We start from the raw sequence: 20,131 nt of genomic DNA, 5'->3' as shown, positions 1-20,131 counted from the left end.
ACATCCACACTGCACAAGCGATGACTTCAGAACTGCGCAGCGTGCACAATATTGGGTAACGACCGAGCGACAGGAAGTGCGCAATGACCGATTTGGACAAGACCGACGCCCGGCTCCTGCTCGCCCTCTGCGCGAGGCCACGAGCCACCGGTGTCGAACTCGCCACCACACTGAACCTGTCTCGCAACACCGTCCAGGCACGCCTCGGTCGATGGGACGACAAAGGATCACTGACCCCGATCGATCACCGCATTCCGCCGAAGTCGCTGGGACGCCCGCTGCAGGCATTCGTCACCGCACAGGTCAACCAGCACACCCTGGCGGCGGTCACCGAACACCTGCGCACCATTCCGGAAGTGCTCGAGGTGTTCGGGCTGTCCGGGGCTGCGGACATGCACATCCGCATCGCCGCCGTCGACGCCGACGACCTGTATCGCATCGCAGGTCTCATCCTCGACATCCCCGGCGTCGAGCGCACCAACATGTCCATCGCGATGTCGGAGCTGATCCAGTACCGCACCAAGCCGTTGCTCGAACAGCTCGCCGAGGAGGGCCGACGCTGAGCAGCCAGACCAGCTCTGCCGAGTCGATTCACGCGCCACAGTGCAACATGCACGTTCTCGGTAACGGTGGTTGACCAGCGTGCACGTTCACGGCACTCTTCGACGGACATGTTCCCGGACACCATCCATTTCCGGGTACCGCCGCCTCATCACCGAAAGAGACTGCCTGTGTCCATCGTTGCCGACCACCCCGCCGTCGTACCCACCCCGAACGATCCCCTGCCGACGGGCGTCTTCGATCGTCCCGACATGCCGCGCGACTCCGCACACGAGCGCGTCGTGTTCTGCCAGGATCGCGACACCGGGTTGCGCGCGATCATCGCGGTCCACTCCACTGCGTTGGGACCCGCTCTCGGCGGAACGCGCTTCTACCCCTACGCATCCGAGCAGGATGCGTTGACCGATGTACTACGGCTCTCCCGGGGAATGACCTACAAGGCCGCCGTTGCGGGCGTCGATCTCGGCGGCGGAAAAGCGGTGATCATCGGCAACCCCAACGCCATCAAGACCCCGACGCTACTGGGCGCGTACGGCCGGTTCGTCGAGTCGCTCGGCGGAACATACGTGACCGCAGGCGATGTGGGCACCAACAGCGACGATCTCGACATGATCGCCGAGGAGACGGCGCACGTAGTCGGCAAGAACACCACCGCAGGCGGCACCGGCGACAGCGGCCCCCAAACCGCGCTCGGAGTCTTCCTCTCTCTTCTGGCCGCAGCCGAATCGACCTGGGGCTCCGACGATCTGACCGGCAAGCGCGTCGGCGTCGAAGGTGCGGGCAAAGTGGGCTACAACCTCGTCGCACTGCTTCGCGAGGCAGGTGCCGAGGTGATCGTCAGCGACTCCTACGCGCCCGCCCTCGATCGCATCGTCACCGACTTCCCCGGTGTCACCGTCGGATCCGACATCATCGGTGCCGACATCGACGTCTATGCGCCGTGCGCCATGGGTGCCACTCTCGACGCCTCGTCGGTGGCCCGGCTGTCGGCGTCCATCGTGTGCGGCGCAGCGAACAATCAACTCCTCACACCCGATGTCGAAGCCATGCTGGCTGCGCGCGGGATTGTCTGGGTACCCGACTACGTTGCCAACGCCGGCGGCTTGATCCAGGTGGAAGGCGAACTGCGCGGCAAGGATTCGACCGAGGTGATGGCCACGATCGGCAAGATCCGCAGCACGGTCGCGGGCATCTTCGCCATCGCTCGCGCCGAGGGCATCCTGCTGGGAGCCGCAGCCGATCGCCTGGCCGAGGATCGAATCGCCGCCGCGCAGAACTGACCGCCGGCTCGCACCCTCTCGCTCCACTCCCGGCCGAAAGTCGCGGATTCCCGCGCCCTCGGTCGCGGAGTGGAGCGATACGCGCACCGCTACCTGAGCGCGATGTACTTGGTCTCGAGGTATTCCTCGATACCCTCCGACCCGCCCTCGCGTCCGAAGCCCGATTCCTTGACACCACCGAATGGGGCTGCGGCGTCGGAGATCGCACCGCGATTGACGCCGACCATGCCGGTGTCCAGTGCTGCCGACACCCGAAGGGCGCGGTCGAGGCTCTCGGTGTAGAAGTACGCCACCAACCCGTACCTGGTGTCGTTGGCTGCGGCCACGGCCTCGTCCTCGGTGTCGAATCCGACGATCGCTGCGACCGGGCCGAAGATCTCGTCCTGCAACAGATTCGCGTCGGCCGGGATGCTGTCGAGAACCGTCGGCGCGTAGAAGAATCCGGGCCCCTCGGGTGCAGCTCCGCCGGTGCGCACCCGTGCTCCCTTCGCGACGGCGTCGTCGACGAGGGCGGTGACAGTTCGACGCTGCTTGTCGTTGATGAGCGGCCCGATGTCGGTGCCCTCGCGGTCACCCGGACCGACCGTCAGTGCCTCGATCCGCGCGGTCAGCTTCGCGGTGAATTCCTCACGCACGGAGTTCGCGACGTACAGGCGGTTGGCCGCCGTGCAGGCCTCGCCGCCGTTGCGCATCTTGGCCAGCATCGCTCCGTCGACAGCGGCGTCGATGTCCGCGTCGTCGAACACGATGAACGGAGCGTTGCCACCGAGTTCCATCGACGTCCGCAGCAGTCGATCTGCTGCGTTGCGCACCAACAGCTTTCCGACTCCGGTCGATCCGGTGAACGTGATCTTCCGCAGCCTCGGATCGTCCATCAACGGGCCCGTGACGGAGGCGGCGTCGGAGGTGGGAAGTATCGACAACACACCACTCGGCAACCCTGCGTCGGCGAACACCTGTCCGAGCAGAAGCATCGTCAGTGGGGTGTCCTCGGCCGGTTTGACGATGACGGTGCAGCCCGCCGCCAGTGCCGGGCCGATCTTGCGTGTGCCCATGGCCAGCGGAAAGTTCCACGGGGTGATCGCCAGGACCGCGCCGACCGGCGACTTGGTGACCAGGATCGAGCCGTTACCCGCAGGGGCGGGGGTGAACCGTCCACCGATTCGGACGGCTTCCTCACCGAACCAGCGTAGGAATTCGCTGCCGTACTTCACCTCACCGTGACTCTCCGCCAAAGACTTTCCCATTTCGAGGGTCATCAGCAGAGCGAAGTCGGCAGCACGCTCCTGCAGCAGGTCGAAGGCGCGCCGCAGAATCTCGGCTCGCTCACGAGCGGGCGTTGCCGCCCATCCCGGTTGCGCCTCGGCGGCACGGTCGAGCGCGGTGATGCCATCGGCCGCGGTCGCGTCGGCGACGGTGGTCAACTCCTCGCCGGTCGCCGGGTTCAGCACGGCAAATCGTGCACCCGACGCAGAGGTCGCTTGCACGCCGCCGAGCCACAGATCGGTGGGCAGCGAGGAGATCAAGGCGGAAGCCGACATGTCAGTTCCCCTGTGCGACAGCGCGAAGCGCATCTTCGAGGACGGTGAGCGCCTCGCTCAGCAAGTCGTCGGAGATCACCAGTGGCGGCAGCAACCGGATGACATTGCCGTAGGTGCCGCACGTCAGCACTATCACCCCGGCCTCGAGTGCCGCCGCCGCAACGGCTTTGGTGGCCTCCGCGTTGGGCTCACGCCCACCCGGCAGGACGAGTTCGATCGCAAGCATGGCTCCGCGACCACGCACCTCACCGATGATGCCGATCTCGGTACGCAACGCATTCATTCGCTCGAACACGATGCGTTCGATGTCGCGGGCGCGTGCATTGAGGTCGAGTGTCTCCATCTGCTCGATGGACGCCAGTGCCGCGGCGCAGGCGACGGGGTTGCCGCCGTAGGTGCCACCGAGTCCACCGGGGTGCACGGCGTCGATCAGATCGGCACGGCCGGTGACCGCGGCCAGCGGCATACCTCCTGCGATACCCTTCGCCATGGTGATCAGATCCGGCACGATGCCCTCGTGTTCGCTCGCGAACCACGCACCGGTGCGGGTGAATCCGGCCTGCACCTCGTCTGCGATGAACACGACGCCGTTCTCGCGTGCCCAGTCCGCCAGTGCCGGGAGGAATCCTTCTGCGGGCACGATGAAGCCGCCCTCGCCCTGGATCGGCTCGATCAGGATGGCCGCCAGATTACCCGCGCCGACCTGCTTCTCGATGACGGAGATCGCCCGGGCCGCAGCCTGGGCACCGGTCACCGCGGAACCGTCGGCGTTCAGGCCCTCCCTGAACGGATACGACATCGGCGCTCGATAGACCTCGGGAGCGAACGGCCCGAACCCACTCTTGTACGGCATCGACTTGGACGTCAGCGCCATCGTCAGATTGGTACGACCGTGGTACGCGTGGTCGAACACGACGACAGCCGACCGCCCGGTGGCGTGACGTGCGATCTTGACCGCGTTCTCGACGGCCTCGGCACCACTGTTGAACAGAACGCTGCGCTTGTCGTGATCGCCCGGCGTCAACTCGGCCAGCTTCTCGGCGACCTCGATGTAACCCTCGTACGGCGCGATCATGAAACACGTGTGGGTGAAGTGTCCGACCTGATCCTGCACTGCAGCAACGACTGCCGGGTTGGACGCACCGACTGTCGTCACGGCGATTCCGGCCCCGAGGTCGATCAGCGAATTCCCGTCGACATCGACCACGACGCCACCGTCCGCGTCGGCCACGTACACCGGCAACGTCGACGCCACGCCTGCACCGACGACGGCCTTGCGGCGCTGCGCCAACGCCGCCGACTTCGGCCCGGGGAAGGCGGTGACGATCTTGCGCTCCTGCGGAAGTCGGTACTCGATCGAGGCCATGGTCGCACCTTTCGTGTGGGCTGGTCCAGCAAGTATGCGACCGGTCGACCGCCCAGGCCTGCTGCCAATTCGTCCATACGAAGGGCAGGTTGCACTCCATTTCGTCGACCCGGGGTTTACAGTTCGACAGGTGAGCGTGCAGATGTCCTGGCTGCTGAGGCAACGACACCTTCGACTGAGTCACCGCGGAGGACCCGAACGCAGCGCCGTACCCATCACCTTCGCGCAGGCGACCGAGCTCACCGACCCCAGCCCGTGGCTGTCCGGCGGTGAGCTGATTCTGACGACCGGGCTCGGGTTCGACTCCGACGGCCCCGCGCTGTCCACCTACGTCCGCACCCTCGCCACCGCTGGTGTCGCCTGCCTCGGTTTCGGAGTCGGACTGTCCCACAGCACAATTCCGCGACACATCCTCGAGACCGCCGAGGATGTGGGCCTTCCCGTTGTGGAGGTCCCCTACGACATTCCCTTCGCCGCCGTCATTCGCGCGGTCATGAAGAGAATCTCCGAGCAGGAGTACGAGCAGGTCGTTCGCGCGGCCTCCGTGCAGAACCGCATCACTCGGGCAGCACTGCACGGCGGCGTGAACGCGATCGTCCGTGAACTCGCCGTTGCCACGTCGACATCGGTGGCGCTGATCGGCCGGCGCACCGAGCCGTTTCATCCCGCAGACGCATGCGACCTCGTCGAGCAGGCCCGCGAGATCGCCCGCAGCATCCGGCCGTCGTCCTCTCCCGCCACCGTGTCGGCGAGCGAACCGGGGCGCACAGTGACCCTGCATGCGGTTGCGATCACCGGTGGCGCTCCGACTTTCCTGGCCATTCGCACCACAGGGCCGATGACCGGGGTCGAGCAGATCCTGCTGGGACACGCGGTATCACTGGTGACGCTCGACCTCGAGAAGCCGGCACGACTGCGCGCGGAGCAGTCCAGGCTCAACACCCTCGCACTCGGGTTGTTGCTCGACGGGCACCTCCCGCCCACCGACGACACGGCCCTACCGAGCTATCTCGCCGATGCTGCCGACGACGACTCCCACATCAGGGTTGCGGTGATCCGCGGACCGTCCGAACGCATCGCCGAAGCAGTCGATGCCGAGTGCCGGCTCCGCGCGCGGCCGACCTACGCCCGTCGCACCGACACCGGCTGCGAACTGCTGCTGCGCGGCTCCGACGACACCCGGTTCGTTGCTCACCTCGTCGAATCACTACCGCGGTCGACGTGTGCAGGCATCAGTTCCCGGCTGCACATCGACGAGTCACCTGCGGCGCTGCGGCAAGCCACACTCGCCTGCGCGGCGGCGGGTCCCCACGACCGGATCGTCGAATTCACCGGATCGATGCTGCTGGCCTCCGAACCGGTACAGGAGTCGTTGCGCGCCATGGCTGCAGTGACCATCGCGGTACTGGCCGAGTACGACCGCACCCATTCCGCCGATCTGGTGGGATCACTTCGGGCTTTCCTCGAGGCGAACGGGCATTGGGAAACCGCTGCGGCACACCTGTCGGTTCATCGTCACACGCTGAGAAACCGGATCACGCGGTGCGAGGAATTGCTCGCGGTGGATCTGACGTCGGCGCGGGTGCGAGCCGAATTGTTGCTCTCGCTGCTTGCCGCGACAACGTGAATATCGGCCTTCGTGTCAGGATTTCCCGATGACCACGCCTCGTCCCGAACCCCATACCGCCGTCGCCACTGCGAAGTCGGTTCGGCTCGGAGTACTGCTGGCGGCAGTCGGTGGATTCCTCGACGCGTACACCTACATCACCCGTGGCGGAGTGTTCGCCGGCGCGCAGACCGGCAACGTGGTGCTGCTCGGCGTCGATGTCGCCGGCGGCCGCTGGGTCGAGGCACTGGCGTTCCTACCCCCGTTGGCGGCCTTCGTCCTGGGCGTCGCGACCGCGGAGTTCATCGCGCTGCCCGCGGTTGCGAAGATCGTGCGACGACCGGTGCGGGCAGTGCTGGTGTTCGAGATCCTCCTGGTCCTCGTCGTCGGATTTCTGCCGGCGACCGTGCCCGATGCGGTGGTCTCGGTGATCCTCGCTCACGTTGCAGGCGTGCAGGTGACCACCTTTCGCGTGCTGGTGGATTCGCCGTTCAACACCACCATGACGACAGGCAATCTCCGCAGTATGGCGATGGCTGCATTCCATCGAGTGGTCGAACACGATCTGGAGGCCGGCACCCGCGCCCGACGGTTCGGCGCAGTGATCTCGGGATTCTTCGGCGGGGCGCTGCTCGGCGCAGTCGCGGTCGAGCTGTTCGGGCTACGGGCGATCTGGGTGGTTGCCCTGATGCTGACCATCGCTCTGGCACTGTTCGTGTTCGACGAGCGCACACCCAGGTCGCTGGCCCCGAAAGGTCAGTCGCCCAACCGAAGCGGAGCAATCGACTCGAACACATCGCCCGGTCCCGGGTTGCCTTCTGCCGACGAACCGCCCAAGTGATGCACGACGCCCCACACCGCATTCAGCGCGGTGTGGATGGCACCCTCGGCCCAGCCCGCGGTCCACGAGATGTCGTCACCGGCAAGGAAGATTCCTCGGTGCCTGGGGTCGAGCTGGTGCTGGACGAAGTGGGTGAACAGTCTTTCCTGGTAGCGGTAGTGGCCGGGCAGATTGGCTTTGAAGGCACCCATGAAATCGCGTTCGGTTTCCCAGGACAGTGTCACCGGGGTCGAGATGATGTGGCTGCGGAAGTCGACGCCGGGATAGATCTCCTCCAGTGAGCGCAGCATGATGTTCATGCGCTCGGTCGGGTCGAGGGCCAGAAGTTTGAGCGAATCGTCGGACCACGTGTAGGACAGGCAGATCAGCCCGGGCTTGCCCTCGCCCTGGTCGAGTAGGTAGGTGCCGCGACTCATTCGATCGGTCAGCGTCATGCTGACCAGGTCTCGACCGGTGACCGGATCCTTGTCCTTCCAGAACGGCCGATCGACGAGTGCGAACACTTTGGTCGACCCCATGTAGTGGGTGCGTTCGATGGCGGTCCAGTGGTCGATGGGGAACAGATCGTCGTCACATCTGATGTTGCTGAGCAACATCCAACTCTGTGCGGTCACCACGGCGGCAGCGTAGGTGCGGATGTTGCCGCGGTCGTCGTGGATCGTGGTGCCGCCGTCGGTGCGCCTGATCTCGGTGACTCGCGACATCGTGGTGCCGCCGTTCAGCGAGGCCACCGAGGTACCCGCGGGCCAGTGCGCCATGGTCGCGGGCGGGTCGGTCCACAGCCGCAACGGCAGTTGCTGTGATCCGCCGACGATTCCGCGATGGTGATCGTCCGCTGCGGTGATGACGACACGAAGGATCTCGAGAATGGAGTTGGGATAATCGGTGTCCCATCCGCCCGTTCCGAAGCCGACCTGGCCGAACAACTCTCGCATTCGGAACGACGAGAAGTGCTCGGACGCAGCGAGAAATCCGTAGAAGGTCTGATCATCGAACTTCACGATCAGCTCGTTCCAGATTCGCTTGATCGTCTCCACGTCCCGCCTGCGGATGGCACGTTGCAGGGGAATCAGTTCGGCGTGATCCTCGAGCGTCCTGTTCCACGCCTCGGCCACCTCGGCGAAGATCGGCGGAAGGTCGTCGAGTTTCTGCGCGTAGTGACTCTCGCCCTTCAGATCGATCACCGTACTCGGGGTCACCTCGGCCAGCGGGTTCGGAAACGGCGTCGTTTCGAGCCCGACGGCGTCGAGGTAGTGGAACAGCGCGGTAGACGACGGTGGAAACCGCATCGCGCCCATCTCGGCCACCACACCCGGGTGCCCGTCGAACGGCACCGAACGCATGCGCCCGCCGATCCGATCGGACTCGTACACAACGGGTTTCAACCCGAGTTCGAGCAGCTCGCGCGCAACGACCATACCCGCGAGACCACCCCCGATCACCGCGACCTCGGTACCGAGGGCAGCGTCGGGAACGCTGCCGAGGCCGGCCGGGTGCGCCAGGTAATCGTCGTAGGCGAACGGGAAGTCCGGACCGAAGATCGTGAGCGGCTGATCGTCCTCGGATTCGATTGCGCTGTCCGGGGTGACGGGTGTGGTCATCGGTCGGTCTCCTGCTCGGCCCGCGAGGGTCCTGTCGGGTAGAGGTCGGTTCGGCGATCGGCCAGGTGGGTGTTGACGGCGCGTGATCGTTGGAGTTCGGCCGGATCCAGATCCACCGTCAGCAACTGTTCGTGCGCGCCTGCACGCGCGAGGTCGGTGCCTCCCGGCGCGACGGCGCAGGTCAGTCCGCAGTAGGTCAGACTCGTCTCCGTGCCACAGCGGTTGACGTAGGTGAGGAACAGCTGGCTCTCGTACGCCCGAGTCGGGACGACGTGGGTTGCGATGATCTCGAACGGGGTCATCAGGCCGGTCGGGACGATGAGCCACTGCGTTCCGGCGTCGGCGTGCGCGCGAACGGTTTCCGGAAATTCGACGTCGTAGCAGGTGAGCAGGCCGCACCGCAGTCCACCGAAGTCGAACTGCACCAACAGTTCCGGCCCGGGAGTGAAGTGAGCGCGATCGAGTTCACCGAACAGGTGGGTCTTGCGGTAGCGCGCCACCGACCGACCGGATGCATCGACCACCTGCACCGCATTGAACACCGCCTCGCCACCGAGCTTCGAATGACTGCGTTCGGGATATCCGTAGACGATTGCGACGCGGCGAGATCGAGCAATTGCGGACACCTTCTCGAAGATCGGACCGTCGAACGGTTCGGCTCGTTCGAGCACCAGATCGCCGATGTCGTACCCGCTGACCGACATCTCCGGAGTCACCAGGATGGACGCGCCGGCCGCGGCCGCGCTCCTCGCTGCGTCGTCGAGTGCGGCGAGGTTCGCGTCGACATCGTCGGCGTTCTCCGGCCCTTGGAACAGCGACACAGTGACGGTCATTGCGGCAACTCCTGTTTCCTCGTCGGCAACTCCTCGGGCAGTGCGGGTGCCAACACCCACAGGACCTGAGCACCGCCCCTGCCTTCGGCTCGAAAACTGTGCCTGCGACGCGGCGAGAAGGTGAACGCATCTCCAGGACCGAGCAGCACCTCGTCGCCCGCGAACGTACCGTCCGCTTCGGCCTCGAAGCTCACCCGCAACTGACCCGTGATCACGTGTACGAACGTGACGTCGAGCGGGAGGCTGTACGCCTCGGCTCCACTCCCGCCGCCGGCGTCGATGCGGCTCAGCAGCACCTGCACCCGACGCTCCCCCACCGGTGTCAGCAGGTACTCGGTCATCGACTCTCCGCCGAACATGATGCGCGGCAACGACTGCGCCCGAACCACCTCGCCGGACGGGGCGTCGTCGAACAGGGAGCCGACCGGAAGCTCCAAAGCGGCACAGACCTTGACCAGCGACGCCACCGACGCATTGACCTGGTCGCGTTCGAGCTTGGACAGATACCCCTTGGTCACTCCACAGGTGTCGGCGAGTGCATCGAGAGTCAGTCGCTTCTTCTGCCGCGCCTCCTTGAGCCGCGCACCGATACGCGGCGCATCACCGACGATCGCGGTAGCTACCGACACCGCTCCACCTTTCAGGAAACACGTGTTGACAAGACCGGGCATCAGCGTAACGCTTGGCGGGCGACATGGTCGACCCCACGGTGACCGGTCACCTCGACTTCGGAAGGAATTCTCGATGAACCCGAGCAATCCCGAGCACGGACCGATCGGCCCGGTCGACGCCACGAAGGTGCCCCGGTACGCCGAGCCGACCACCTTCGCACGGCTGCCCAGGCTCGACGAGGTGTCTCGCGCCGACGTGACCATCCTCGGCGTCCCGTTCGATTCCGGAGTGAGCTACCGGCCCGGCGCACGCTTCGGCCCGGGACACATCAGGGCAGCGTCGAAACTGTTGCGGCCCTACAACCCAGCGCTGCAGGTCTCTCCCTTCGCCCGCCAACAGGTGGCGGATTTCGGTGACATCGGCGTCAATCCGTTCGACATCACCGAGGCACTGACCACGGTGCACGACGCGGTGACGGACCTGCGCGCCGACGGTTCGTCGGTTCTCACCCTCGGCGGCGACCACACCATCGCACTACCCATCCTGCGTTCGCTCGCGCGCGATCACGGGCCGATCGCGGTGCTGCACTTCGACGCGCACCTCGACACGTGGGACACGTACTTCGGTGCTCCCTACACACACGGCACCCCGTTCCGACGAGCGAGCGAAGAGGGTCTGATCGATCTGGAACGCTCACAGCACATCGGCATTCGCGGCCCGCTCTACAGCGAGCAGGACCTCGAGGACGATCGTGTGCTCGGCTTCCAGGTGATTCGGTCCGACGACTACGAGGTCGACGGCGTGGCCAGCATCGTCGAACGGATGCGCCGACGTCTCGACGGCGGCCCGGTCTACGTCTCGGTCGACATCGACGTTCTCGACCCGGCACATGCGCCGGGTACCGGCACTCCCGAGGCCGGTGGCATGACGTCCCGAGAGTTGCTCAACACCCTGCGCGGACTCGTCGGCCTGAACGTGGTCGGTGCCGACATCGTCGAGGTGGCACCCGCCTACGATCACGCCGAGATCACCGGAATCGCGGCGGCACATGTTGCCTACGAGCTGTTGTCGGTGCTGGCCCTCAACCGATGACTCGCCCGCATCTCACCGCCGTGGCAGCACCAGGATCGGCACCGGTGAGTGCCGGATGATCTTGGTCGCCCGCGACCCGAGGAACACTCGGGCTATCGGCCCCAGTGGCCCGGACGATCCGATGGCCAGCACTTCGCCGTCCTGCCAGTGAACTTCGTCGAGAGCCTCGCGCCAGCTACTTGCCATGGCCAGTTCGGTTGTCACCTGTTCGGCCGGAAGCCCTACTGCGACTGCGTCGTCCATCGCTGCGGTCAGGGCCTCGCTCAACCCGACGGCGAGTTCGGTGGCGACGTCGTCCTCGACGCGTAGGCCGACTTCGGGCGGATACATCGTCGCCCCGCGGACGACGAACGACGCGAGGCGGAGCGGAATGCCCGCGTCGCGGGCGAGTTCGGCGGTCGGGCCCACGACGCGCGAGGCCTCGCTGTCACCGGAGAACGCGCACGTGATCCGGGTCAGAGTGGCGCGTTCGCGCATCCGATAGCCGCGAGGAGCGAGCGCCACGGTCACCGGGGACGAATGCAGCAGCTTGTCTGCCGTCGACCCGACGACCACCTGCCCCAGAGCGCCGTCGCCCGAGGACCCGAGAACCAGTACCGAGGCCGAGATGCTCTCGGCCGCCTCGGTCAACGCCGTCGACACCGAGCGGTGTGCGAATCGATGGAACGACGCGGCGATGTCGGGTGCTCGATCTTCGAGGTAGTGGCGCGCTTTCGCCTCCGACTCGGCTGCGGTCGTCGCAGCCCAGTCGGCGAACTCCGCATCGACCCGTGCCATCGACGGAGTCGACCACGGCTTGGGAACCACCGTCGCCACATCGATGTCGGTGCCCGTCGACCGAGCGAGCTGGGCACCGAGATCGAGGGCACCGACGCTGCCTTTCCCCGGTGCGAAAGCGATCAGGACGCTCATCGTGCGCCCTGCTCTTCACCACGCAGCGTCGAGTGGTGCCGACCCCAGAAGTAGTAGAACGTCAACACCACCGCGAGCCAGAGTCCGAACCAGAACCACGTGGTCCAGTGCAGTCCGGACAGGATGTACAGGCACGCGAGGACCGACAGCACCGGAGTCACCGGGTATCCCGGAACCTTGAACGGCCGTTCGAGATCGGGCATCGAGCGGCGCAGCACGATCACTCCGATGGACACGACGATGAACGCGACGAGGGTGCCGATCGAGACCAGGTCCGCCAGCTTGTCGAGCGGAATGAACGCGGCGAGGATCGAGATCACGACGGCGACGACGATCGTGTTGTTGACCGGTGTGTGCGTACGAGGACTGACCTTGGCAAAAGCTTTGGGCAACATGCCGTCCCGACCCATGGCGAACAGGATTCGAGTCTGTCCGTACATCGTCACCAGGGTCACCGAGAAGATGGAGATGACCGCACCTGCGGCCAGAATCGTTGCCGGCCAGGCTTGCCCGGTCACGTTGCGCAGGATCTCCGCCAGCCCGGCTTCCTCCTGGCCGGCGAAGTCGGTCCAGGGCTGAGTCCCCAGGGCGGCCACGGCCACGACGAGATAGAAGACGATGACGACGATCAGTGCCGCAATGATGGCTCGCGGCATGGTCTTCTGCGGATCTTTCACCTCGTCGCCCGCGGTGGACACCGCGTCGAGTCCGATGAACGAGAAGAAGATCGTGCCCGCGGCAGCCGTCACACCTGCTGCGCCCAAGGGCATGAAGTCGGAGAAATTGCCGGAGTCGAAGGCAGTGAACCCGACGATCGCGAACAGAGCCAGCACACCGAGTTTGATGACGACCATGACGGCATTGACGGCCGCCGACTCGCTCGCACCGCGAATGAGCAGAACTGCGCACAGCACGATCAGCACAACCGCAGGCAGATTCATGATGCCGGGGTCGGCGTCACCCGGCGCAGCGGACAACGCGTGCGGGATGGTGAAGCCGAAGAGGTTGTTCAACAGCTCGTTGAGGTACCCGCTCCACCCGACGGCGACGGCAGCGCTGGACACTCCGTACTCGAGCAACAGGCATGCGGCGACGCCCATCGCGACCACCTCGCCCATCGTCACGTACGCGTAGGAATAGGTCGAGCCCGAAACCGGCACCGCCGATGCCATTTCGGCGTAACAGATGGCGGCGAGCCCGGCCGCGATACCCGCGGCCAGGAACGAGAGCACCACTGCGGGACCGGCTTCGGGAACCGCGAGCGACAGGACGAAGAAGATGCCGGTACCGATGGTGGCACCGACGCCGAACATCGTCAGTTGGAAGGTGCCGATGGTCCGTTCCAGTCCGCCACTGCTCTGCTGGTCCGGATCCACGATCGGCTTCTTACGAAGCAGTTGCGATCGCAGACTCGATGCAGGTCTGTTCGACGAGGTCATGTAGGCGACTCCCAACCTGGAGAGAAACTCTCGAATCAACCGGTTCGGCTGATTCTGCTCCCCGATCGAGTGATTCGCACACCGAACCGACTCGCACATTTCCGCGAGCACTCCAGGTCGTTCTCAGCTCAGGTGGTGCACCGACGAGCACAGTGCGTCCAACAGATCCGCGTCGTGGCTGATCACGAGGACACCGACCCCCGAATCGACGGCCTGACGCTGCAGCACCCTCGCGATCGACGCCGTCGTCGCCGCGTCGAGCATCGACGTCACCTCGTCGCAGATCAGATAGCGCGGCCGTTGGGCCAACGCCCGTGCGACACAGGCGCGCTGCAGTTGCCCATCGCTGACCTGGTGCGGCCGACGGGTCAGCAGATCGGCGGTCAGACCCACCTGCTCTGCCAGATCCGCGACATCGACTGTGCGCCCGACGATGACCCCCGGTTGCTCGATGATCGATCGCAGGGTCATCCGTGGATCGGTCGCCTGCCGCGGAGACTGGAACAGCAACGCGATCTGTGCACGCGAGCTCGCGGGTGCCGAATATCCGACGCCTCGCACGGCGGTTCCGTCGAGCAGCACCGTTCCGGTGTGGGGTTTCTGCAGCAACGCAAGCACTCTCGCGAGGGTTGTCTTTCCGCTACCGGACGGGCCGGTCAGTCCCGTGATCGTTCCCGGCTCGACAGAGACGGTGACCTCCGTCAACACATCACAGCCACCTGGGTAGCCGGCGCTCACGGCCACCGCATCGAGGCTCATCGGTGCACTCTCGTTCGGTACGACCGCGCGCCGACCGTCACTATTTCCGTGGGTCCACCGGACTGTGAAGACAGTGGACGGCGGAGGTGATAGACGCATTCGTCGGGTAGGTCCGTCAACTCGGGCGGCGATCCCGGTAGTGGAGTCATCCCTCGGGTCGGCAGCGCGCCCAGCAGGTCCCGGGTGTACTCGTGCAGCGGTTCCTCGAGCACCGACGCGGCAGGGCCCGTTTCCATGATTCGTGAGGCGTACATGACGGCGATGCGGTCGGCGACTTTCGTCCTGATCAACGACGACAGGTCGTGGGTGATCAGCAGTACGGCTGCGCCGTCGTCGGCGGCCGCCCGCAGCAGGGCGAGCACGTGGTCGGCGGCGGCGCGGTCGAGGTTCGAGGTGGGCTCGTCTGCGACGATCACCGTGGGATCCGCGGCCAGCGCTCCGGCGAGAGCGACCCGCTGCGCCATTCCGCCGGAGAGTTGATGCGGGTAGCGATCGAGGTGTGCCGGAGCAAGCCCCACCCGCTCCGCCAGCCGATCGGGCGTGGACGAGGCTCCGTGTGCGGCGATCGTTTCGTCGAGTTGCGATCGGGCGGTACGGGTGGGCGTGAGATGCGTTGCCGCGGACTGGGGAATCAGCGCGACGTCTCTGCCCCGAAACCCTGCCGCTCTCGTCACGTCGAATTCTCGCTCCGCGGTGGTGACCACGACCGACCCGCTCACGGTGGTCCCGACCGGCAACATCGCCATCACCGTCGCCGCGAGAATCGACTTGCCACAGCCCGACTCGCCGACCAGCGCGGTCACCGTCCCGGCCGGTACCTCGAGATCGACATCGGAGGCAGCGTGCACCCACCGTCGACCGATCGGAATGCGGACGGACAGGCGTCGGACGGAGAGGCCACGAGTCACAGGCGAAGCTCCGACGGCCGCGCCGGCGTCACCCGCGCCCGTAGTGCCGAGCCCAGTACGGCTACGGACAGCGTGGCGACGAGCAGGATCGCGGCGGGGAACACCAAGGTCCACCAACTCCCCAGCAGCAGTGAACTGCGGGCTTCCTCGAGCAGAGTACCCAGGCTCGGCTCGTGCGGAGGCAGGCCGAACCCCAGGAAGGACAGCGTCGATTCGTGCCATACCGCGTGTGGGAGCAACAGGACGACGGCGATCATGGCCTGGGGCAACACGGCGGGAACGAAGTGTCTAGTCGCCACGTGAAACCGACTGGCTCCGGCCACGATTGCCACGTCGACGAACGCGCGCTCGCGCAGCCGAAGGATCTCCGATCGCACGATGCGAGCCACCTGCGTCCAGTGTGTCAATGCGATCGACGCCACGATGGCGACGACGCTACCGCGAAACATCGCCACGATCACGATGCCGAGCAGCAGGTGGGGCAACGCGTTGACGGCGTCGGTGCTGCGCATGACGATTCGATCGACCCGCCCACCCCACACCCCCGCGGCCAGACCGACGACGCAGCCGAGGACCGTCGCCAGTACCGCGCAGGCCACCGCGACGAGCAACGATGTGCCGATGGCCGATGCACTGCGCACGAACAGGTCTCGGCCGGCCGAGTCGGTGCCGAACGGATGCTGCGCCGAAGGGCCGAGCCTGGCCGACGAGAAGTCGACGACCCGATCGTCCACCCCCGCGAAGATGGGGACGAAGATCGCGTACACGGCCAGAGCGGCGAGGGACCCGCCCGCGATTGCCGTTCGCCTATCCATCCGCGCGCACCCTCGGATCGAGACGCACGACCAGTACATCGGCGAGCAGCGAGCCGAGCATGACGGCAACGGTGGTCCCGAGAGTCAGGACGGCCAGCAACGGCATGTCCAGATCTCGCGCCGACTGCACGACGGCTCCTGCGACCCCCGGCCACCCGAATATCTCTTCCACCAGCACTGCCCCGACGACCAACTCGGGCAACCGAACTCCGACGACGTTGACGAAGGGGGCCGATGCGGCAGGCACGATGTGTCGGCGAGTGATCTGCGCGGTGGGGATGCCGCGAGCTACCGCACCGGCCACGAAGTCCTCACCTCGTGCCGAGACGATCGACTCGCGAACCGACAGCAGCAGCCACGGAACCTGTGAGAGGGCCAGAACCGATGCAGGAAGCAGTAGATGGCGGAGCACTCCGCCGACGGTGGGATCGCTGCCACCGTCGGCGATTCCGGCCACGGGCAACCACCCGAGACCGAGCGAGAACACGGCGATCGCGGCGAGCGAGAGCACGAACGGCGGCACCCCCTGGACGGTGATGCATGCAGTGCCGACGAGGCGGTCCAACCGGCCACCGGCACGGATGCCGGCAACGATGCCGACCGTGAAGGCAATCGCAACTGCAGCCGACAGCGCGACTCCCGCCAACAACATCGTCCACGGAATACGTTCGACGAGAACCTGACTCACCGGTTGTCCATAGGATCGCGACTGCCCGAGGTCTCCTGTGACGACACCCTGCAACCACTGCCAGTAGGCGACGAACCACGGCCGATCGAGGCCGAGGGCAGCCGTCATCGATGCCTTGTCCGCCTCTGTCGTCGTCGTGTATCGGGTTCCGAGGTAGCCGACGAGTGGATCGAACGGGGATACCGCTGCGGCGGCGAAGAGACCGAGCGAGACGACGCCGCACACCGGAATCAGCAGCATCAGTCGACGGCGAACCATCACGCCGATGCCGCGCGAGGTCGTGAAGTGCCGCTGATCGACGGTCACGAAGAGCGAGTCCACGTCTGCAACGACCACCACGGACCCCACGTGACGCCATGGGAATGCGGCTCGAGCACCGGTCCGGACATCGTCCAGTCCGAATCCTTGGATACGTAGGTGTGATCGAGAAAGACGAGGAAGACGTATCCCGGATCGGCCACGTAGGCGCGCTGCATCTCCCGATACGCCTCCGCGCGCACCGCGGGATCGAGGCTGCGCCTGCCGGTGTCCAGGGCGGCGTCGACCGTCGGGTTCGAGTAGTCGGCCGCGTTGTCGTAGATACTTCCGACGCCCGGCGCGACGAACGACGAGTCGAGCGCGCGATAGGCCTGAGTATCGGCATCGTAGGGCTCTTCTCCACCGCCGAGCAGCGTGGAATCGACGCCGATTCTGGGGTCGATCCGGTCCCAGGACAACGCTTCGAGGGTGACCTCGACCCCCACCGCCACCGCATCGGACGCGAAGGCCTGGGCCAGATCTCGCCGTACGGTATCGGTCGAGTTGTACATCACGGTGATCTCCGCGCGCTGCCCACCACGCGCGCGAATGCCATCGGGACCGGGGATCCAGCCGCCGTCGGACAGTATCTGCCGGGCAGCGGCCGGGTCGTACTCGAACACTGCAGTCGGCTCGTAGGACTCGCCGAACACGGACGGTACGGGGGTGGCCGCCGGTCGGCCGTATCCGCCGAGTACCCCGTCGATCATCGCCTGTCGATTCACGGCGAGATTGAGGGCGAGCCGCATGTCTCGGTTTCCGGTGACCGGTGAGTTCGTCGGTAACGACACCCCCCGCCAATCGGCGGAGACGTTGGACGACAACGTCATACCTTCACGTCCGTCCAGACTCTGCGACAGAAGCGGCGGCAGGTTCGTCCCGTCGATGTCGCCTGCCGCCATCCGCTGGGCTCTGGTGTTGTCGTCCGGGACGTACAGCAGGGTGAGTTTCTTCACCTCGGGCGCTCCGCCCCAGTAGTTTTCGTTGGCCTCGAATTCCGCTCGATCCGGTGACAGATCGACCAGGACGTAGGGGCCGGTTCCGACAGGAGCGCGGTTGAGTGGCGATTCGGCGGCGAGCCCGGGCTCCGCGACGGCCTCCGACGGGACGATTCCGATGAGCAACTTCGTCGGAAACGGCGCGTACGAGTACGCAAGTCGAAATTCGACGGTCGAATCGTCGATCGCGACGACGTCGTCGATCATGTCGAACGACGACCGCGCCTCCGACGCCGAAGCCGGATCCAGAATCGCCTCGTAGGTCGCGACGACGTCTGCTGCGTCGAACGTGGACCCATCGGAGAAGACCACTCCATCGCGGAGCGTCGCAGTCCATACCGTGGCATCGTCGTTGGCCGTCGGAACCTCGACTGCGAGTGCGGGTTCGAGCGGTGGCAGACCGTCGCCGCCGCCGATGCGCAACAACCCGTCGTACATCTTCGCCTCGCCGGCAGCGCCGTACCCGGCGACCGGGTTGTACCCGCCGAGTTCGTAGCCGTCGGCCAACACGAGTCCGTCCGAGGACGCGAGTCCCGATTGCGACGGTGCCGAGCACGCAGTCGAGAACAGCGCACACGAGATCGCGACGATGGCTGTCGAGCCGAGCTTGATCATCTACCTGCCTAAGTCGAACGTCGAGTCGAGCGCAACGATGCTTCCACACCCGTGTAACCGATCGGTTTCGGCGGCTTACCATGATGGGAGTCGACGAGGAGCAAGACACCACATGGCCACACAGCGGGACGCGGTACCGCTCGACACGGTCGCCGCGCTCGCCGCGTCGGACGCAGGCGGACTCGACGTCGCGTTACTGGGCAGCTTTCTGCACGTTCTCACCGACGCGGTGGATGCGGGCGTCCCCCTCAGACGCAAGCAGCTACGCGAATTTCGTGCGCAGGGCGATGCCGCGGCGCGGGCGGGAGTCGCATTGCGAGCCTTGCTCGATCTGTATCTGAGCTCCGCGTGGCGGTTGTGGCGCGAGCTGCCCGCCGTCGACGCGGCCGCCGAGGATCCCTCCGGCGTCGTCACCGCGGGCGAAGTGATGCTGCGTGCCGTCGACGACGCGGTGGCCGAACTGGCCGAGGGCTATCAGCTCGCGCGTCGCACTCTGGTGCGCGCCGAGGTGCTCGCCCGACGCGAATTCGTCGACGATCTGCTCTCGGGCACCTCCGATGTGGCCGGGGTGCTCGGGCGTGCACAGGCCTTCGGGCTGGACCTGTCGAGTCCACATGCGGTGGCCGTCGTGACCTCGACCACTCCGTTCACCGACGCCAGTTCCGCGATCGGCCTCGTCGAGCGCACCGTGCAGGGGAGCAAGGGCGATGCCGAACTACTCGTCGCGACCAAGCAGGACCGTTTGATCCTCGTGTTTCCGGCACCCGACCTGGACGCCGTCGACCACGTACTGACCCGGGTGGGACGCGCCCTCGGCACGCCCGCCCTCGCGTCGAACGAATCGGTCGATCTCCGCCGGGCGGGCGAGTACGGCCGGACACAGATCGGGGTCGGCCGCGCTCGAGGTGGAGCTGTCGGTGTTGCGGCGTCCTACCGAGAAGCGCTCGACGCACTCGAACTGGCCTCGGCACTCGGGCTCGACGCACCCGTTGTCGATGCCCGCGATCTGCTCGTCTATCGGGTGCTGATCAGTGATCGCGCGGCTATCGCCGACCTGGTGGACACGTTGCTGACCCCGCTCCTGGTCGCCCGCGGTGGAGCAGGTCCCCTCCTCGAGACATTGCAGGTGTACTTCGACACCGGCGCGAACTCTGCGTCGACTGCGCGCCGCATGCATCTGTCCGTGCGCGCGGTCACCTACAGATTGTCGCGAATAAAGGATTTGACCGGGCAAGATGTGGGCAACCCCGTCGAGGCATTTGCGCTGCACACAGCGGTGCTCGGCGCAATGTTGCTCGACTGGCCGTCCACCCGTCTGTCATCTTGACCTAGCAAAGATGCTTACATTGCCGGAATCCGGCAACCAA

The 20,131-nt window shown here is 65.9% G+C and carries 18 protein-coding genes; 6 read left to right on the top strand and 12 right to left on the bottom strand.

Annotated elements, in window-relative coordinates; translation table 11 throughout:
- Window positions 1-83: 83 nt before the first annotated feature.
- Together CH271_RS11090 and CH271_RS11085 are read left to right on the top strand one after the other, a co-directional pair.
- Complete coding sequence (locus CH271_RS11090; RefSeq protein WP_037188511.1) at window positions 84-563, top strand: Lrp/AsnC family transcriptional regulator; 480 nt, start codon at window positions 84-86, stop codon at window positions 561-563.
- 249 nt (window positions 564-812) lie between these two features.
- Window positions 813-1,841: a Glu/Leu/Phe/Val family dehydrogenase gene (locus CH271_RS11085; RefSeq protein WP_256986392.1), complete on the top strand. Its 1,029-nt coding sequence runs from the start codon at window positions 813-815 to the stop codon at window positions 1,839-1,841.
- Between the two features lie 89 nt (window positions 1,842-1,930).
- On the opposite strand, the gene CH271_RS11080 is transcribed toward CH271_RS11085, so the two are convergent.
- Both CH271_RS11080 and gabT read right to left on the bottom strand, forming a co-directional pair.
- A complete protein-coding gene (locus CH271_RS11080; protein WP_094633620.1) occupies window positions 1,931-3,382 on the bottom strand; it encodes an NAD-dependent succinate-semialdehyde dehydrogenase in 1,452 nt (483 codons plus the stop codon).
- 1 nt (window position 3,383) lies between these two features.
- Entirely contained in the window at window positions 3,384-4,748 is a 1,365-nt protein-coding gene (gene gabT / locus CH271_RS11075) for a 4-aminobutyrate--2-oxoglutarate transaminase (RefSeq protein ID WP_094633619.1), read from the bottom strand.
- Window positions 4,749-4,878: 130 nt separating this feature from the next.
- Between gabT and CH271_RS11070 the strand changes: the two genes are divergently transcribed.
- Together CH271_RS11070 and CH271_RS11065 are read left to right on the top strand one after the other, a co-directional pair.
- Window positions 4,879-6,375: a PucR family transcriptional regulator gene (locus CH271_RS11070; protein ID WP_094633618.1), complete on the top strand. Its 1,497-nt coding sequence runs from the start codon at window positions 4,879-4,881 to the stop codon at window positions 6,373-6,375.
- A 28-nt stretch (window positions 6,376-6,403) separates the two neighbouring features.
- Window positions 6,404-7,195, top strand: coding sequence for a YoaK family protein (locus tag CH271_RS11065; RefSeq protein WP_094633617.1), 792 nt, complete (start codon window positions 6,404-6,406; stop codon window positions 7,193-7,195).
- Here CH271_RS11065 and CH271_RS11060 read toward each other — a convergent pair.
- The 3 genes from CH271_RS11060 to CH271_RS11050 are packed head-to-tail and all read right to left on the bottom strand — an operon-like array spanning window position 7,111 to window position 10,258.
- A complete protein-coding gene (locus CH271_RS11060; RefSeq protein ID WP_094633616.1) occupies window positions 7,111-8,796 on the bottom strand; it encodes a flavin monoamine oxidase family protein in 1,686 nt (561 codons plus the stop codon). The two genes, CH271_RS11065 and CH271_RS11060, sit on opposite strands and share 85 nt — an antisense overlap.
- Window positions 8,793-9,629 (bottom strand): carbon-nitrogen hydrolase family protein, encoded by an 837-nt coding sequence (locus CH271_RS11055; RefSeq protein ID WP_094633615.1) that lies wholly within the window; start codon window positions 9,627-9,629, stop codon window positions 8,793-8,795. The genes CH271_RS11060 and CH271_RS11055 overlap by 4 nt, the downstream gene beginning before the upstream one ends.
- Entirely contained in the window at window positions 9,626-10,258 is a 633-nt protein-coding gene (locus CH271_RS11050; protein ID WP_256986362.1) for a helix-turn-helix domain-containing protein, read from the bottom strand. The genes CH271_RS11055 and CH271_RS11050 overlap by 4 nt, the downstream gene beginning before the upstream one ends.
- A gap of 115 nt (window positions 10,259-10,373) precedes the next feature.
- On the opposite strand from CH271_RS11050, the gene speB reads away from it, so the two are divergent.
- A complete protein-coding gene (gene speB, locus CH271_RS11045) occupies window positions 10,374-11,333 on the top strand; it encodes an agmatinase (RefSeq protein WP_037190678.1) in 960 nt (319 codons plus the stop codon).
- A gap of 12 nt (window positions 11,334-11,345) precedes the next feature.
- On the opposite strand, the gene CH271_RS11040 is transcribed toward speB, so the two are convergent.
- The 7 genes from CH271_RS11040 to CH271_RS11010 form a co-directional block, all read right to left on the bottom strand.
- Entirely contained in the window at window positions 11,346-12,245 is a 900-nt protein-coding gene (locus CH271_RS11040; RefSeq protein ID WP_094633613.1) for a universal stress protein, read from the bottom strand.
- Window positions 12,242-13,684, bottom strand: a complete 1,443-nt coding sequence (locus tag CH271_RS11035; RefSeq protein ID WP_094633789.1) for an amino acid permease — start codon at window positions 13,682-13,684, stop codon at window positions 12,242-12,244. The genes CH271_RS11040 and CH271_RS11035 overlap by 4 nt, the downstream gene beginning before the upstream one ends.
- 123 nt (window positions 13,685-13,807) lie before the next feature.
- On the bottom strand, window positions 13,808-14,443 hold the full coding sequence (locus CH271_RS11030) for an ABC transporter ATP-binding protein (protein WP_094633612.1): 636 nt from the start codon (window positions 14,441-14,443) through the stop codon (window positions 13,808-13,810).
- Window positions 14,440-15,351, bottom strand: a complete 912-nt coding sequence (locus CH271_RS11025) for an ABC transporter ATP-binding protein (protein ID WP_094633611.1) — start codon at window positions 15,349-15,351, stop codon at window positions 14,440-14,442. Before CH271_RS11025 ends, CH271_RS11030 begins: the two co-directional genes overlap by 4 nt.
- Window positions 15,348-16,166, bottom strand: coding sequence for an ABC transporter permease (locus CH271_RS11020; protein ID WP_094633610.1), 819 nt, complete (start codon window positions 16,164-16,166; stop codon window positions 15,348-15,350). The genes CH271_RS11025 and CH271_RS11020 overlap by 4 nt, the downstream gene beginning before the upstream one ends.
- The gene (locus CH271_RS11015) at window positions 16,159-17,202 is read right to left on the bottom strand and encodes an ABC transporter permease (protein ID WP_373453609.1); all 1,044 of its coding nucleotides are present in this window, start codon (window positions 17,200-17,202) and stop codon (window positions 16,159-16,161) included. Before CH271_RS11015 ends, CH271_RS11020 begins: the two co-directional genes overlap by 8 nt.
- A complete protein-coding gene (locus tag CH271_RS11010) occupies window positions 17,157-18,764 on the bottom strand; it encodes an ABC transporter substrate-binding protein (RefSeq protein ID WP_094633609.1) in 1,608 nt (535 codons plus the stop codon). The genes CH271_RS11015 and CH271_RS11010 overlap by 46 nt, the downstream gene beginning before the upstream one ends.
- 112 nt (window positions 18,765-18,876) lie before the next feature.
- Between CH271_RS11010 and CH271_RS11005 the strand changes: the two genes are divergently transcribed.
- Complete coding sequence (locus CH271_RS11005; RefSeq protein ID WP_094633608.1) at window positions 18,877-20,091, top strand: PucR family transcriptional regulator; 1,215 nt, start codon at window positions 18,877-18,879, stop codon at window positions 20,089-20,091.
- Window positions 20,092-20,131 lie beyond the last annotated feature (40 nt).

The organism is Rhodococcus sp. 05-340-2, from assembly GCF_002258915.1.
In the GTDB taxonomy this organism is placed as follows: domain Bacteria; phylum Actinomycetota; class Actinomycetes; order Mycobacteriales; family Mycobacteriaceae; genus Rhodococcoides.
Note: the sequence above shows the minus strand (reverse complement) of the source record. Positions and strands in the feature narration are given on the sequence as shown.

Bases quoted from the DNA above. Each gene is read 5' to 3' on its own strand.
- CH271_RS11085 (WP_256986392.1), top strand. From the start codon at position 813: ATGCCGCGCGACTCCGCACACGAGCGCGTCGTGTTCTGCCAGGATCGC.
- CH271_RS11005 (WP_094633608.1), top strand. From the start codon at position 18,877: ATGGCCACACAGCGGGACGCGGTACCGCTCGACACGGTCGCCGCGCTC.
- CH271_RS11010 (WP_094633609.1), bottom strand. From the start codon at position 18,764: ATGATCAAGCTCGGCTCGACAGCCATCGTCGCGATCTCGTGTGCGCTG.
- CH271_RS11090 (WP_037188511.1), top strand. From the start codon at position 84: ATGACCGATTTGGACAAGACCGACGCCCGGCTCCTGCTCGCCCTCTGC.
- CH271_RS11040 (WP_094633613.1), bottom strand. From the start codon at position 12,245: ATGAGCGTCCTGATCGCTTTCGCACCGGGGAAAGGCAGCGTCGGTGCC.
- CH271_RS11020 (WP_094633610.1), bottom strand. From the start codon at position 16,166: ATGGATAGGCGAACGGCAATCGCGGGCGGGTCCCTCGCCGCTCTGGCC.
- CH271_RS11080 (WP_094633620.1), bottom strand. From the start codon at position 3,382: ATGTCGGCTTCCGCCTTGATCTCCTCGCTGCCCACCGATCTGTGGCTC.
- speB (WP_037190678.1), top strand. From the start codon at position 10,374: ATGAACCCGAGCAATCCCGAGCACGGACCGATCGGCCCGGTCGACGCC.
- CH271_RS11065 (WP_094633617.1), top strand. From the start codon at position 6,404: ATGACCACGCCTCGTCCCGAACCCCATACCGCCGTCGCCACTGCGAAG.
- CH271_RS11060 (WP_094633616.1), bottom strand. From the start codon at position 8,796: ATGACCACACCCGTCACCCCGGACAGCGCAATCGAATCCGAGGACGAT.
- CH271_RS11035 (WP_094633789.1), bottom strand. From the start codon at position 13,684: ATGACCTCGTCGAACAGACCTGCATCGAGTCTGCGATCGCAACTGCTT.
- gabT (WP_094633619.1), bottom strand. From the start codon at position 4,748: ATGGCCTCGATCGAGTACCGACTTCCGCAGGAGCGCAAGATCGTCACC.
- CH271_RS11055 (WP_094633615.1), bottom strand. From the start codon at position 9,629: ATGACCGTCACTGTGTCGCTGTTCCAAGGGCCGGAGAACGCCGACGAT.
- CH271_RS11030 (WP_094633612.1), bottom strand. From the start codon at position 14,443: ATGAGCCTCGATGCGGTGGCCGTGAGCGCCGGCTACCCAGGTGGCTGT.